We start from the raw sequence: 13,662 nt of genomic DNA, 5'->3' as shown, positions 1-13,662 counted from the left end.
CCTGTGGCCTGGGTATGCAACAACTGTAATGTTCTGATCGACGACGACGCGTTTTCCCAATGCTGGCACTGCTGCACCGCCCGCAGCCATGACACCGAACGGCCAGACGTCGCCACCATGCCTTTATGCCTGCGCTGTGACATCCCGCTGCAGGCGATGCCAGTTACCCCATCGCCGGCGCTGCAGACTCTGCTGCAAGCCCTGAGCCTGAAGCAGCCACTGCAGTTGTACGCCTGTCGTCGCTGCGGCAAGGTGGAGCAGTTTCTGTCGGAAGAAGACCGGGATAACCTGGTGGTAACCGGCGACTAACCGCCGTGAATCGCCTCGGCCAATAACCGTGCGGCCCGCGGAATGCTGGGACCGGCCTGTTTGGTCACCGCCGAATCGATGTAACGCACCTGATCCAAGCGCACCGCATCCACCTTTTCGGCCTGCTCTCTGGCCCGAACCTCTGCCACCGTGGTGGTGCCACTGCCCGCCTGAGGCCCGTCAAAAATCGGGCCGCCGGCATCGGGCCACAGTGGCATCAACATCACCTGAGGATTGGCCGCCACCACCTCACTCCAGCTCACCGCCGGAGCGATGCCCGGCCGCTCAGCAAACACCGGCTCGCCCCCCACCAATCGAATCAGTTCGGTCATGTAGGAATCGGCACCCGGCACACATTTGTACAGGTAGTTGATTTCATAATAGACACGCACCGGCGGCTGATTGGCATACTGGCGCGCAACCTCGGCCAACTGTGATTGAATCTGTTCGACCATGGCGCCGGCCGCCTGGGGCACGTCCAGGGCCTGACCCAGGGCCCGAATCTTTGCATAGACCTCATCCAGGCTGCGCTCCTGCATGTGAATGACCCGCACCCCTTGTTGCTGCAACGTCTGCTGCAACTTTCGTTGCAATCCCGTTGCCGTGAGCACCAAATCCGGTTTCAGCGCCAGCACCGCCGCCACATCGATGTCGGTAAAACCGCCCACCACCGCCAGTTCACCACGGGCCACCCGCTCGGGAATGCTGTCGGGAAAACGGGCATAACGGGTCACGCCCACCAGGCTTTGCTCCTGACCCAACTCGGCCACCGTATGGCTCCAGTTCGGCGCCAGCGACACCACCCTTAACTGAGCCCACACACTGGCCGGCGCAACCAGCACCAGCAATAACAACAGGCGACCACGCCATCGATTCACAAACATATCAGGCTCCCGATTTTCCAAGCGTCAGCATACTCCGCCGACACCGCAGACCGCAGCGTCGAAACGGCAAAGTCAGAGCCATTGCACAGTTCCGGCAACCGGCACAAAACTCTGTTAAAACCCACAGTGATTGCATAACGAAAGGCTCGGACAATGAGCCATTGAATTGCATTTAGGTAAAAGGGCATTCCGTTGAGCACCCTGATACATGCCCAGGCTTTGAGCAAACGCTACGGCGACAAATTGGCAGTAGACCACATCGATCTGGCCATCGAACAAGGCAGCTGCTTCGGACTACTGGGCCCCAATGGCGCCGGTAAGTCCACCACCCTGGAGATGCTGGAAGGCATCACCCCGCCGGACTCGGGCACCATCCTGTTTAATGGCCAGCCTCTGAGCCGGGCGTACCAGCACGCCATCGGCATTCAGTTTCAATCCACCGCCCTGCCCGACTACCTGAGCGTGCGTGACTGCCTGAAACTGTTTGCCAGCTTCTACCCCAAGCCGGTAGCGTTGGAGCCATTACTGGAGCAGTGTCAGCTCACCGAGATAGCGGATCAGCTGCATTTCCACCTGTCCGGAGGCCAACGTCAGCGACTGCTGCTGGCCATGAGTCTGGTCAACGACCCGCAATTGCTGTTTCTCGATGAACCCACAACCGGCCTGGATCCCAATGCCCGCCAGGCGTTTTGGGCCCTGCTGCAGAAAGTCAAAGCCCAGGGCAAAACCATCTTGATGACCACCCACTACATGGAGGAAGCGGAGCAACTTTGCGATCGCATCGCCATCATGGATCGGGGTCAGATCATCGCCGAACAAAGCCCACTGGCGTTGATTGAGGATCACTTCTTTCCCCATCTGGTGTCGCTGCCTTCGGATCGCCGTTTGCCGGAACCGCCCGCCGCAGAAATTCGAGTCCATCGCCAGGGGCCGCAACTGTTGCTGGAGTGCAGAGACACCGACGGGGTGCTGAAATGGCTCAGTGGCGCCGGGGTATCGCTGCAAGGACTCAATATTCGTCAGCCCAACCTGGAAGACCTTTTCTTGAAACTCACCGGGAGCACGTTGCAGTCATGAACGCCCTGCTAGCATTGATTCACGCACGAAACCTGGAGTTTGGGCGGGACAAATCCGCCCTCGGCTGGTCGCTGCTGTTTCCTCTGGTGTTGGTCATCGCCCTTACCCTGGTGTTTGATGACAACGACAAGCCTCTGTATCAGATCGGCGTCGTCGGTCCGGCCAGCACCGTCTCGGCGCTGCGGGATCTGCGCCACATCGAGCTGATCCCCTACGCCGACAGTGCATTGGCTAAACACAAGGTGGCCCGCCACCTGGTGGATCTCGCCATCGAAGGGGACCATTACTGGGTCAACCCCGATTCTGCCCGGGGCTACATCGTCGAGCAGCTGTTGCTGGCCCGGGCGCCCCATTTGACCAAACAAACGATTCAGGGCCAGGCCGTGCGTCATGTCGAGTGGTTGCTGCCGGGCATCATCGGCATGAACATGATGTTTTCCGCCCTCTATGGCGTCGGCTACGTCGTGGTCCGCTATCGGCGCACCGGCGTGCTCAGGCGGATGCAGGTCACCCCACTCAAACCCTGGCAGTTTCTGACGTCGCAACTGCTTAGCCGGCTCGGCACCATCGTCGCCACCTCGGCGGTGGTGTTTACCCTGGTGTGCCTGCTGTTCTCGATCCCCATCGTGGGTAATCCGTTGCTGCTGCTGCTCACCACCACCCTGGGATCGGCGGCAATGATCAGCCTCGGTCTGCTGGTGGCCAGCAAAACCCGCTCCGAGGAGTTCAGTAATGGCATGCTGAACCTGTTCTCCTGGCCGATGATGCTGCTGTCCGGAATCTGGTTCAGCCTCGAGGGCAGCCAGCCCTGGGTTCGGGCCCTGGCCGATCTACTGCCACTGACGCACATGAATGACGCCAACCGGGCGGTGATCATCGACGGCGCTGGCCTCGGTGCCATCGCCCACCACCTGTGGCCACTGGCGCTGTTTACCCTGCTGGCAATGGCGCTGGCCAGTTGGCGCTTCCGCTGGAACTGACCCCCTAATCCACAGCGGGAGAGCTCGTCTCTCCCGCGCCGCATCTGCCATCTCCCACCCACAGACTGGAACATCACTTACAATCGCTGTCCTTGGTCTCGCCCTCCTGCCCCATTGACGTTCCCGCTGCCGGTGATAGCTTGAACACAGCCAGCCATGGCAAAGAATTAATATTGAAAAGGATTTTCAAATGAAGCATTCAGGAACCGGTCCCATTTACCGCCCTTACGCCCGCCATTATGGTTCGGTGCTCCCCGTCCTGAACACCACACCGCCCACCACCTGCTGCGCCAACTGCGTCACGCAATCAGCCACGGCATGAGAGTCGCCATGAAATCATCCCTGCTTCATTACGCAAAAGAGAGTGCCAGCCTGGTCCTGATGGTGGTCATCGGTCTGGGGATCGGCCTCGGCGCCAAAGCCGGCTGGGATCGCTACCAGCGCGGCCCCGAATTTATCATTACCGATACCAGTGCCCATTTTAAGGACGTTAACGCCCCTATTGTGGTTTACACCACCCAATGGTGCCCCTACTGTAAGCAAACCAAAGAGTATTTGACCGCCAACGGCATTGGATTTTTGGAACGGGATGTCGAGGCCGGCAACGCCACCACCGATGCACTGTACGCCTCACTGGACTCCAGCGGCGTACCCAAGATTGTGGTCGGCGACATGATCATCAACGGCTTCAACCGCCCCCTGTTGCAACGGCAACTTCAGAAACACCACCTGCTCAGGCAGTAACACGCACCGCATCGGTGGCCGCATCAACGGCCCTGTTAACCCTGATTTAACCCCGGCGGCCGTACAGTCGAAACCCTAATCATCAATTGGGTTTCAAACCATGAAGTTCTCCACCCTGTGGCTGACGCTGATTGTCGCCGGCTTAAGTGGCTGTCAGGCCCTGTCGCCAAAGGATCATCGCCCGTCGATGGATGCGGCCATCGCCAGCCAGTCACACTGGAATTCGCTCCCACAAGGCCAGGCCAGCACCAGCCTCTATGAACTGGTTCCGCTGCCGCAACTGACCCCACTGATTCAAACCAGCCTCAGTAACAACCCGGACCTGGCTCAGACCCGGTTGACGCTGTCGATTCTCTACGCCAGCCGCCGCCAGAGCCTCGGCGCCAGGTTGCCGACGGTGGACTTGAATCTGCAAGGCCAGGACCAGGAGTCTGCCGATACCAGTTATCAAGCCGGCATCACCGTGGGCTGGGAACTGGATATCTGGGGCAAGTTGACAGACGCCGATGCCGCCGCCCGTCTCGACAGCGCCGCCGGTGCTGCCGACCTCCAGGGCGCTCGGGATCTGCTGGCCGCAAACGTAATACGAGGCTACCTGCAACTGGCACTGCAGCAGCAGTTAATGAATGTCGAACGACGACGCCTGACGGTGCTTGAGCAAAACGAGGCGCTGATCTTAAGTCGTTACGCTCGAGGGCTGGGCAGTCTCTATGAGCTGGACAACGCCCGCAGCAACACCGCAGCCAACCGGGCCACGCTGACCACCGTCGGTGAACAGCTGGCCCAGGCCCAACGTAACCTGCGTCAACTGCTCGGTGACCGGGATGCAGACCTGCCCACCCCGGAGGCGTTTCCCGATGTGATGCTCCCTCTGGCCAAGTTTCCAGAACAGGACCTGGGGCGCCGTCCCGATCTGATCAGTGCCTACCTCGGCACCCAAGCCGCCAGCAAGCGGGCTTCGGTGGCGTACAAGTCCATGCTGCCGTCGTTGAGCATCAGTGCCACCCTGGCTGATCAGGGCGCCAACCTGTCCGATTCTCTGTTCGCCAGCCCGGTATGGTCTCTGCTCGGGCAGTTGACCGCCCCCCTCTATCGCGGTGGCCAATTAAAAGCCGCCGCCGACATTGCCGAGCTGACCGCTGAACAACAGTACTGGTCTTACCGCTCCACCCTGCTCGATGCCGTACTGGAAGTGGATGCCGCCCTCAGCAAAGAGCGGCAGCTTACCCTCAGCCAGCAGCATCTTGCCGATGCCGTTACCAGTGCCAAACGCAGCAGTGCCAGCTACCAACAGCGCTACCGCCAGGGGTTGGTAACCATGCAGGATTTGCTCAGCATTCAACAACAACAGTTTGATCGCGAAAGTCAGTGGATCACTGAAACCTATAACCGTTTGGTCAACCGAGTAGACCTCGGGCTGGCCCTGGGACTCGGAGTCCAATCATGAAAACAAAACCCGTTACCCTGATCGCCACCTTGATTGGCGCCGCCTCCATCGCTGGCGCCCTGGCGTTCAACAGCACGCCTTCCGATGCCCTGTTGGTGGAACCCTCCGAATCTCCGGTGCTGGTGCCTGATGTGGGCATCACACTGATTCAGCCACAAGCAGCCCAAAGCAAGGTCATCGGTTTTGGCGAAGTCCGGGCACATCATCAACTTAGCCTGTCGGCCCAGGTCAGTGGCCAGTTAATGCTCTTGGAAGACGCGCTTGCCAGTGGCAACCGGGTCCGGGCCGGCCAGCTGTTGGCACAACTGGACGACAGCGACTATCGACAAGCCCTGGCCGCGGCAGAAAAACAGCTGGCAGACGCCGAACTGGCGCTGCTGGAGGAACAGCGCCAGGTCGAGCAGGCCAAGCAGGAGTGGCAGAACTCTGGATTAAAAGGCCAGCCGGATTCGCCATTGGTACTGCGGCAACCGCAATTGAAAGCGGCCCAGGCCAGCGTCAGCCAGGCTCAGTCTTCCGTGGTCGTCGCTCGCCGCGATCTCGAACGAACGCGCATCAGGGCGCCGTTCGACGCCATCGTCGTCGACCGAAACGTCGAACCGGGCAGCCGCATTCAGGCCGGTGATGTGGTCGCCACCCTGTACAGTACCGATCGGGTGGAAATCCGCTTGCCACTGTCAGAGTCTCAATGGCACAACCTACCTGTTCAGGCACCGAAGAACTGGTCTGTCACCCTCACCAGCGTCGACGGCCAAAGCCAGTGGCAAGGCCGAGTCATACGTCGCGAGCAACACTACAACAGCGACGATCGCCAACGCTCCCTCATCGTCGCCGTGGACCATCCTCTGGACCAAACGGTTCCCCTGTTAACCGGTACCTTTGTCCAAGCCGCCATCCCCGGTCGCCAACTGCGCAATGTATGGCAGGTCCCCAGCACCGCACTGACCACTCAGGGCCAGATATGGCTGGTTCAGAAAGACAATACACTGCGGCCCCTTGATGCACAGGTTTTGTTTCATCAAGAGGATCTTAGCTATCTGAAAGCCACCTCAGGTCCAGATTCGGTCAAGGTCGTGTCCCGCCCCGTCAATCGCTACCTGAGTGGTATGAGAGTCAATCCGGTTGAGGAGACGTCACTGTGAATCAACCGTCCAAAGGAATCATCGCCTGGTTCGCCTGCAACCCGGTCGCCGCCAACCTGTTGCTCATTGGCATCATTGCTCTGGGGCTGCTGTCACTGACCCAGATTCGTAAAGAGGCGTTCCCGCCGCGCAACCCGGATCGCGTCACCATCAGTGTCAACTACGACAGTGGCGAAGCCGAACAAGCCGAAGAAGGCATCGCCATCAAGGTCGAGGACGCATTGGAAACGCTAGAGGGGATCAAGCGCATCACCTCGACCTCGACGGCCACAGGTAGCACCGTCGTGGTAGAAAAGCGTTCTGACTATGACCTCGATGCTCTGCTCGCCGACATCAAAATCAAAGTCGACGCCATCTACAATTTTCCGGTCGACGCGGAGAAACCGGTGATCGACAAGCAGCGCATGGAGGAACACGCGCTGTGGATAAATTTGTATGGTGAAACCAATCGCTCGGTGTTGCAGCCCCTGACAGAGCAGCTCAGAAAAGAGCTGTTGGCTCAGCCCGCCATTACCAACCTGAAACTCAGTGGCAAAGCAGAGCCGATGCTGGCGATCAACATCGATGAAACCAAGCTCAAGGCCTACGGCCTGTCATTCAGCGACGTCGCCGACGTCGTCAATGCCGAGTCGGGAACCGCCTTTGGCAGCAGTCTCAGAAATCCAAACAAATTGATCCGTCTGAAAGGGGTCGATCAGGCCTATCACAAGGCAGAGTTCGCCGCCCTGCCTCTGCTGACATCCCGCCAGGGCACCTTAGTGACCTTGGGCCAGGTGGCCACCATCGAAGAGACCTATGAAGAGGATCCGTTGGTGCTGTCCCGCTTCAATGGCGTCAACGCGTTGGGCATTCAATTGGTCATGGATGATCGAAGCGACATCTATAACGTGGTCGCCCAGGCCAAACAGGTTATCGAAACCTGGCGCAACTCCGGCCGGCTACCGGCCAATGTCTCCGTAGCAACCTGGTACGATCAAAGCTCCATCATCAAAGACCGGTTAAATTTGCTGGTCGACAATGCCCTGACCGGCATCTTCCTGGTGTTCGTCATTCTGGCGCTGTTCCTCAATCTTCGGGTGGCCGTCTGGGTCGCGGCCGGATTGCCATTCGTGTTTTTCGGCACCGTGTATTTCATGTCCGATGCCTGGATGGGCATGACCATCAATGAGATGACCACCTTTGGCTTTATCATGGCATTGGGTATCGTCGTTGATGATGCGGTGGTGGTCGGCGAAAGCATCTACACCGAGCGCCGACAACACGGCGACACCGTCAGCAACACCATCAGCGGCACCCTTAACGTCGCTGTGCCCACCCTGTTCGGTGTGCTGACCACGGTGGCGGCCTTTGTCGCCATCGCCAACGTGTCTGGCGATCTGGGCCAAATCTACGCCCAGTTTGCCACCGTGGTCACCATCTGCCTGTTGTTGTCGATGGTCGAATCCAAGCTGATTCTGCCCTGTCACCTCGCCCACCTAAACACTCAAAAACACCGCCCTCGTGGCATTCTCGGCATCTGGTCTCATATTCAAAATGGCGCAGATTCCGGCCTGCAGTGGTTCATCCGCCACCTCTATACGCCGCTGATTCGCCAGACCATGAAACTCAAATACGCCATCGTGCTGGGGTTCATCGCCCTGTTCATTCTGGTCATCGGTTTGCCACTCAATGGCCGCGTCAAGGTGGCGTTTTTCCCGGAAATTCCCGGAGAAACGGTCTCTGCCAACATCAGCATGGAGCCCGATGCCGGTTATGGCGTGCTGGCGAACAACCTGTTGAATCTGCAACACGCCGCCCAGGAGGCCGACCGGCAGTTGAGCCAGCAAGCGTCGGCCACTACCGGCATCGCACACCTGCAACTGGTGGCAGAAGCCGATGACAGTGGCAGCATCACGGTTGAACTGCGTAACGATGCCCCCTACTCGTCGCCTCAATTCCGCCAAACCTGGCAGGCATTAAGCGGCCTGCCGGAAGGCACCAGAAAGCTGAAGTTCCTTTCAAGCTTTGAGATGGTAGACAGTTTCAAGATGGAGCTTCGTTCCCCGGATCATGCCAGCCTGAGACAGGCGGGCGCCGAAGTTCGACAACTCCTCTCCACCATCAAGGGGGTCAGTGGCATCGACGACAACCTCAACGAAAGTCAGTCTCAGCTGCGCTTTCGCGTCAATGCTCAGGGGTTGGCGATGGGACTGACCTCGTCAGAACTGTCCCGGCAACTGCTTCAAACCTTCGGCGGCGAAATCGTGCAGCGATTCCAGCTGTCCAGGGATGAGGTTAAAGTGCGCATCCGCTACCCTAGGGAACAGCGCCAAAGCCTCAGTGATCTGCACAATGCGTTTGTGCGAACCCCATCCGGTTCTCGAGTGCCGTTAAGCACCGTGGCCACCATTACCAGCGAGCAACAGCTAACAGAAAAAACCCGCATCGACGGCCTCAGTGCCGCGTACCTGACCGCGGTGGTCGATAAGAGCATCATCAGCCCAGAAGCGTTGGTGGCTCAGGTCAACCAAACCCTGGTGCCCAAGTTGCAAACCCAGTTTCCGCAATTGAAAGTGCACTTTGCCGGTGAAGCGGAGCAACAAGCGGAGAGCACCGACTCCATGAGTCAGATGTTCTTGCTGGCGTTATTGGCCATCTACGCCCTGTTGGCCATTCCGCTGAAATCCTACGTGCAGCCGCTGCTGATCATGACCGCCATCCCCTTTGGCATCACCGGGGCCATTCTCGGGCACCTGGTGAACGATCTGACCATCAGCATTCTGTCCCTGAACGGCATCCTGGCGTTGTCCGGCGTAGTGGTAAATGACAGCTTGCTGTTGGTGTCTCGCTATAACGAATTACGCCGCGATGGCGTCGAGATTCATGCTGCCATTGAGCAAGCCTGCACCGGACGCCTGCGGGCAGTGATGCTGACCTCGGTGACCACCTTTGCCGGGTTGGCCCCGCTGTTGGGAGAAACCTCCATGCAAGCCCAGTTTTTGATCCCGGCCGCCGCCTCATTGGGCTATGGTATTCTGTTCGCTACCATGATCACTCTGATTTTAATTCCCGCGCTGCTGGCAATACAGGAAGAGTGCAAACGGGTCCTGATGTTGGGCCAACAACGCCTGCTAGGCAGAGAGCAAACCCATGCAATTGCTGTTGATTGAGGACAACCTGGATTTGGCCACCTCCATCGTCGAGTATTTGGAGTTGGAGGGCATTGGCTGCGATCATGCTACCAACGGCATTCAGGCACTGGCGCTGTGCAGCCAACACCGGTTCGATGCTTTGATACTGGATCTGAACCTACCGAAACTGGATGGCTTGAGCGTGTGTCAACGCCTGCGGCAAGAGGGCAATGACACGCCGGTATTGATGCTGACGGCCCGAGACAGCCTGCAGGACAAGCTGGCCGGGTTTGAAGCCGGCACCGATGATTATCTGGTCAAACCCTTCGCCATCGAAGAGTTGCTGGTCAGGGTGTATGCCCTGGCCAAGCGCCGAAGTGGTCAGGCTCGTCGCCTGACCCGCGGTCCACTGTGCCTTAACCTCGATACCCGGGAAACCACCCTCAACCACGCCCCCATCCGGCTGTCCCCCACCGGCCTCAAGCTGTTGGAAGTGTTGATGCGCGCCGCCCCCAATCCGGTCAGCCGCATCGAACTCTCTGACAAAGTCTGGGGAGACAACCCACCCGACAGCAACAGCCTGAAAGTGCACATGCATAAGCTACGAAAGGCACTGGGACAAAACGAGCATCTGCTGGAGACCATCGCCGGTTTTGGCTTCTGCCTGAAGGTAACTCATGAAGATTAGAGAGAGTATTCACCGCCGAGTGGTGGCCACCGTTATTGTGTTGGCGACGCTGATGGGATTAAGCCTGACCTGGCTCAGTGGCAAAGCCTTCTTCGACGGTATGGATACCATCATGGTCGGATCGATGATCGAAGCCGCGCACTCCACCGAGGTGGCCGATGGCCGTCCAAGCAGTCTGATGAACTTTCATGTTGCCAGTCGCTGGCAAGACATGCCTGAGCCCATTCAGCGCCACTTAGACCAACCCATCGAGCCTCTGGAATTGCTGATCAATGTGGACGGTTTACCCCTATTGGAAGATCCCGGTGATGGCTATTTCGCGACCATGGTGATCTTGGCCGATGGTTCAACCCGATACGTTTCCAGAGAGTTTCACGAGTACGACAAACCCAACTATGAGATGAAACGCATCGACCCGCTGCTCATCACCATCGTGTCAGCCATCATCATTCTGGTGCTGTTCATGACATTGATGAAACTCAGCCTCAAGCGAGTGGCGCAACCGGTAGAACGCTTAGGGCAATGGGCCGCCAGTCTCGATCAGCAGTCCATTCAACACGAACCGCCGGACTTTCAGTTCATGGAGCTAAATCGTCTGGCTGGGCTCATCCGTACCAGCCTGACCACCATTCATCAAAACGTAGAGCGAAAGCGGGAGTTTCTGCAGAACGCCAGCCATGAACTGCGGACACCGATATCGGTATTGAGAACGTCGTCGTCACTGCTACGAAAAATCAGTCCCGACGCCACACCAAAACAGAGTGCCGTACTGGAGCGTATCGAACGCGCCAGCATCACCATGAGCGATCTCACCCACACGCTGCTGTGGCTGGAAAGAGAGTCCACCGAGGCCCTTCCCTGCGCCGATCTTGCTCTGGACCGACTGATTCAACAATTAGCCGACGAATTGGCGTACCTGCTGAAAGGAAAACAGGTCGACGTACAACTGACCACCCAATCCGGCACCTGGAAGCTGCCGGAAACCGTCTGTCGCATCATTATCACCAACCTGATTCGCAACGCCTTTCAACACACCGCTTCGGGTCAAATATGGATTGTGCAGCACGGTCTTGATGTGACCATCACCAACCCCGACTCGGAGGTGTATGACAAAGAGCTGGGGTTTGGGCTGGGACTCAAGCTGGTTGATCGGCTGGTCGAGCAGTATGGCTGGCAGTGTGACCGTACCGAAGCCAACCAGTTGCACCGGACTCAGATTCGATTTACCGGCCCAATCACGACTGCTGATTCAGCTGGATAAAGGTATCCCGGATCAGATCAATCATCTTACGGGTTTTCTCCGGCAGAAAGGCGCGGGACGAGTAAATCAGGCTCAATCCCATCTCCATGGCCGAACGCTCCCCAAACAGGCGCTCCAGTTGAAACTCAGACTGGGTGCGCCGCACAAACACCTCCGGCAGCAGACCGATGCCCATGCCCTGGACTGTCAGTTGTTGCACGATATGCAGATCGTCCGAACGCAGACGAAAGCTCAGATCCTGCTGCAATCCGGCGGCAATGTGGCGACTGGCGATCAACGAGTGCTGCTTGAGCTCGCCCTCGTCCTGAGGGCGGCCATGTTGTCGCAGATACGCCGGCGAGGCCGCCCAACAACAGGGGAACGGCAATAAGGTCTGGCGAACGTAATCGAGATTGATCACCTCAGAATCTGACGGCAACAGCTGAATGTCGATGTTTTGTCGCTGCAAATCGACGCTTTGTTGGTGATAGAACACCTCCAGGTTCACCTGGGGAAACCCCTCGATGTACTGTTGCATCATCGAAATAAAAGTTGGCGACGACGCTACTGCCGCCGGCACCGCCAGTCTCAGTGGTCCCTCCATCTGCATGCGACGTTGCTGCAATCGGCCCATGGCCGTATTGAGGGTATTCAGCGACGCCTGGGTCTGTTCAAACAACATGCGGCCGTTTTCGGTCAGCTCGATATGGCGGGTGGTGCGGATCAACAACTGACACCCCATTGCCTTCTCCAGCTCCTGCAGTCGCCGACTGACCCGTGAACGGGGCATTCCCGCCGCTTTGGCGGCGGCGCTGATCCCCTGGTGGCGAACGGTCATCACAAACAGATTTAAATCATCCAACGCACTCATTATTGTCCCACTAATAGGTCGCATGAGCACCATTATGCTCTCTATTTGCGACCAATAACAATCTCTATACTTGCCCTCCCTTTGTTCGACTGGATCCGTTATGCCCGCCCTGGATGCCGTTTTTAAGCGCTGGACCATCAGCCTGATTGCCATTTTTATTGTTGTTGCCCTGTATGTGATCGTCGCCGATCGCTTTGCGCCGGTTACCACCGAAGGTCGAATTCAAGGTCAGGTGGTGCAGTTGGCGACCGAGGTGTCGGCCACGGTCGCGGCCGTACACGTTGCCAACAACGATCGCGTCGAAGCGGGACAATTGCTGTTCTCTCTGGACGACCGTCGTTTCAAGCTGGCACTGAACCAGGCTGAACTGACGCTGCAGCAGGCTCGAGAACAGCAACAGGTCCTCAAGGCTCAGATTCAGGCGGCTCAGGCACAACTGGCCCGCAGTCAGGCCAATTTCGCCCATGCTTCAAAGGAGTACAACCGCACCCGCAAGATGGGGGAACAGCAACTGGTATCACAGTCGGTGCTGGATAAAAGCCGCACCGAGGTGCTGGCTACCGAAGCCGACCGGGACATGGCCCGGCAACAACTCAACACCTTGAAAGTCCAGCTGGTCAATGGCAGCACTGCGGCGGTGGCTCTGGCTGAAAATGCGCTTAAGCAAGCACGCCTGAACCTCAGCTACACTCAGATTCGGGCCCCGGAGGCCGGCACCGTCTCCAACCTGCAACTGGTCTCCGGCAGCTACGCCAACGCCCATCAACCCTTGCTGTCGTTTGTGCCCGCCAACTCGCTGTGGATCAGTGCCGATTTCCGAGAAAAGGCCTTGGCCGCAATGCCCGACGATGCTCGGGCATTAGTGGCCTACGATGCCCTCCCCGGCGAGGTGTTTTCCGTCTCCGTCGGCAGTCGCGACGTGGGGGTGGCCCAGGCACAGCAGGTCGCCAACGGCACCCTGGCCAGCATTCAAGTCAGCAACCGCTGGGTCAGAGACTCACAGCGGGTTCGTCTTAACCTAACCCCGAATCGCGCGCTGCCGGCGCAGCTGTTTATCGGCTCCCGAGCATCCATTGCCCTCTACCCGCAAGAGGACAGCCTCTGGAGTGCGGTGGCCCAATTGCAGATCACCCTGATCAGCCTGCTGCACTTCATCTACTGATGGCCGCA

At 58.2% G+C, this 13,662-nt stretch carries 12 protein-coding genes; 10 read left to right on the top strand and 2 right to left on the bottom strand.

The genetic code is table 11. The features are described 5' to 3' along the window. The first annotated feature begins 3 nt into the window (after nucleotides 1-3). Nucleotides 4-309, top strand: a complete 306-nt coding sequence (locus J8Z22_RS10295; protein ID WP_028112494.1) for a hypothetical protein — start codon at nucleotides 4-6, stop codon at nucleotides 307-309. On the opposite strand, the gene J8Z22_RS10290 is transcribed toward J8Z22_RS10295, so the two are convergent. Continuing rightward, nucleotides 306-1,193, bottom strand: coding sequence for an ABC transporter substrate-binding protein (locus J8Z22_RS10290; RefSeq protein ID WP_252010291.1), 888 nt, complete (start codon nucleotides 1,191-1,193; stop codon nucleotides 306-308). The two genes, J8Z22_RS10295 and J8Z22_RS10290, sit on opposite strands and share 4 nt — an antisense overlap. A gap of 192 nt (nucleotides 1,194-1,385) precedes the next feature. Here J8Z22_RS10290 and J8Z22_RS10285 point away from each other — a divergent pair, with 192 nt between their 5' ends. From J8Z22_RS10285 to J8Z22_RS10250, 8 genes are all read left to right on the top strand, one after another. After that, nucleotides 1,386-2,270 (top strand): ABC transporter ATP-binding protein, encoded by an 885-nt coding sequence (locus J8Z22_RS10285; protein ID WP_252010290.1) that lies wholly within the window; start codon nucleotides 1,386-1,388, stop codon nucleotides 2,268-2,270. Continuing rightward, complete coding sequence (locus tag J8Z22_RS10280) at nucleotides 2,267-3,250, top strand: ABC transporter permease (protein WP_028112491.1); 984 nt, start codon at nucleotides 2,267-2,269, stop codon at nucleotides 3,248-3,250. Before J8Z22_RS10285 ends, J8Z22_RS10280 begins: the two co-directional genes overlap by 4 nt. A 330-nt stretch (nucleotides 3,251-3,580) precedes the next feature. Then, the gene (locus J8Z22_RS10275; protein ID WP_252010289.1) at nucleotides 3,581-3,994 is read left to right on the top strand and encodes a glutaredoxin domain-containing protein; all 414 of its coding nucleotides are present in this window, start codon (nucleotides 3,581-3,583) and stop codon (nucleotides 3,992-3,994) included. Between the two features lie 100 nt (nucleotides 3,995-4,094). Further along, nucleotides 4,095-5,441, top strand: coding sequence for a TolC family protein (locus J8Z22_RS10270; RefSeq protein WP_252010288.1), 1,347 nt, complete (start codon nucleotides 4,095-4,097; stop codon nucleotides 5,439-5,441). Beyond that, a complete protein-coding gene (locus J8Z22_RS10265; RefSeq protein ID WP_252010287.1) occupies nucleotides 5,438-6,583 on the top strand; it encodes an efflux RND transporter periplasmic adaptor subunit in 1,146 nt (381 codons plus the stop codon). The genes J8Z22_RS10270 and J8Z22_RS10265 overlap by 4 nt, the downstream gene beginning before the upstream one ends. Beyond that, the gene (locus J8Z22_RS10260) at nucleotides 6,580-9,732 is read left to right on the top strand and encodes an efflux RND transporter permease subunit (protein WP_252010286.1); all 3,153 of its coding nucleotides are present in this window, start codon (nucleotides 6,580-6,582) and stop codon (nucleotides 9,730-9,732) included. The genes J8Z22_RS10265 and J8Z22_RS10260 overlap by 4 nt, the downstream gene beginning before the upstream one ends. Further along, nucleotides 9,713-10,381, top strand: a complete 669-nt coding sequence (locus J8Z22_RS10255) for a response regulator transcription factor (RefSeq protein ID WP_028112487.1) — start codon at nucleotides 9,713-9,715, stop codon at nucleotides 10,379-10,381. The genes J8Z22_RS10260 and J8Z22_RS10255 overlap by 20 nt, the downstream gene beginning before the upstream one ends. Beyond that, a complete protein-coding gene (locus J8Z22_RS10250; RefSeq protein ID WP_252010285.1) occupies nucleotides 10,371-11,642 on the top strand; it encodes a HAMP domain-containing sensor histidine kinase in 1,272 nt (423 codons plus the stop codon). Before J8Z22_RS10255 ends, J8Z22_RS10250 begins: the two co-directional genes overlap by 11 nt. Here J8Z22_RS10250 and J8Z22_RS10245 read toward each other — a convergent pair. Continuing rightward, complete coding sequence (locus J8Z22_RS10245; protein ID WP_252010284.1) at nucleotides 11,617-12,492, bottom strand: LysR family transcriptional regulator; 876 nt, start codon at nucleotides 12,490-12,492, stop codon at nucleotides 11,617-11,619. The two genes, J8Z22_RS10250 and J8Z22_RS10245, sit on opposite strands and share 26 nt — an antisense overlap. A 100-nt stretch (nucleotides 12,493-12,592) precedes the next feature. Between J8Z22_RS10245 and J8Z22_RS10240 the strand changes: the two genes are divergently transcribed. Next, on the top strand, nucleotides 12,593-13,654 hold the full coding sequence (locus tag J8Z22_RS10240) for an HlyD family secretion protein (RefSeq protein ID WP_028112485.1): 1,062 nt from the start codon (nucleotides 12,593-12,595) through the stop codon (nucleotides 13,652-13,654). Nucleotides 13,655-13,662: the final 8 nt, after the last annotated feature.

This window comes from Ferrimonas sp. SCSIO 43195, from assembly GCF_023716685.1.
Classification (GTDB): domain Bacteria; phylum Pseudomonadota; class Gammaproteobacteria; order Enterobacterales; family Shewanellaceae; genus Ferrimonas; species Ferrimonas kyonanensis.
Note: the sequence above shows the minus strand (reverse complement) of the source record. Positions and strands in the feature narration are given on the sequence as shown.

Bases quoted from the DNA above. Each gene is read 5' to 3' on its own strand.
- J8Z22_RS10290 (WP_252010291.1), bottom strand. From the start codon at position 1,193: ATGTTTGTGAATCGATGGCGTGGTCGCCTGTTGTTATTGCTGGTGCTG.
- J8Z22_RS10240 (WP_028112485.1), top strand. From the start codon at position 12,593: ATGCCCGCCCTGGATGCCGTTTTTAAGCGCTGGACCATCAGCCTGATT.
- J8Z22_RS10280 (WP_028112491.1), top strand. From the start codon at position 2,267: ATGAACGCCCTGCTAGCATTGATTCACGCACGAAACCTGGAGTTTGGG.
- J8Z22_RS10270 (WP_252010288.1), top strand. From the start codon at position 4,095: ATGAAGTTCTCCACCCTGTGGCTGACGCTGATTGTCGCCGGCTTAAGT.
- J8Z22_RS10275 (WP_252010289.1), top strand. From the start codon at position 3,581: ATGAAATCATCCCTGCTTCATTACGCAAAAGAGAGTGCCAGCCTGGTC.
- J8Z22_RS10250 (WP_252010285.1), top strand. From the start codon at position 10,371: ATGAAGATTAGAGAGAGTATTCACCGCCGAGTGGTGGCCACCGTTATT.
- J8Z22_RS10265 (WP_252010287.1), top strand. From the start codon at position 5,438: ATGAAAACAAAACCCGTTACCCTGATCGCCACCTTGATTGGCGCCGCC.
- J8Z22_RS10255 (WP_028112487.1), top strand. From the start codon at position 9,713: ATGCAATTGCTGTTGATTGAGGACAACCTGGATTTGGCCACCTCCATC.
- J8Z22_RS10245 (WP_252010284.1), bottom strand. From the start codon at position 12,492: ATGAGTGCGTTGGATGATTTAAATCTGTTTGTGATGACCGTTCGCCAC.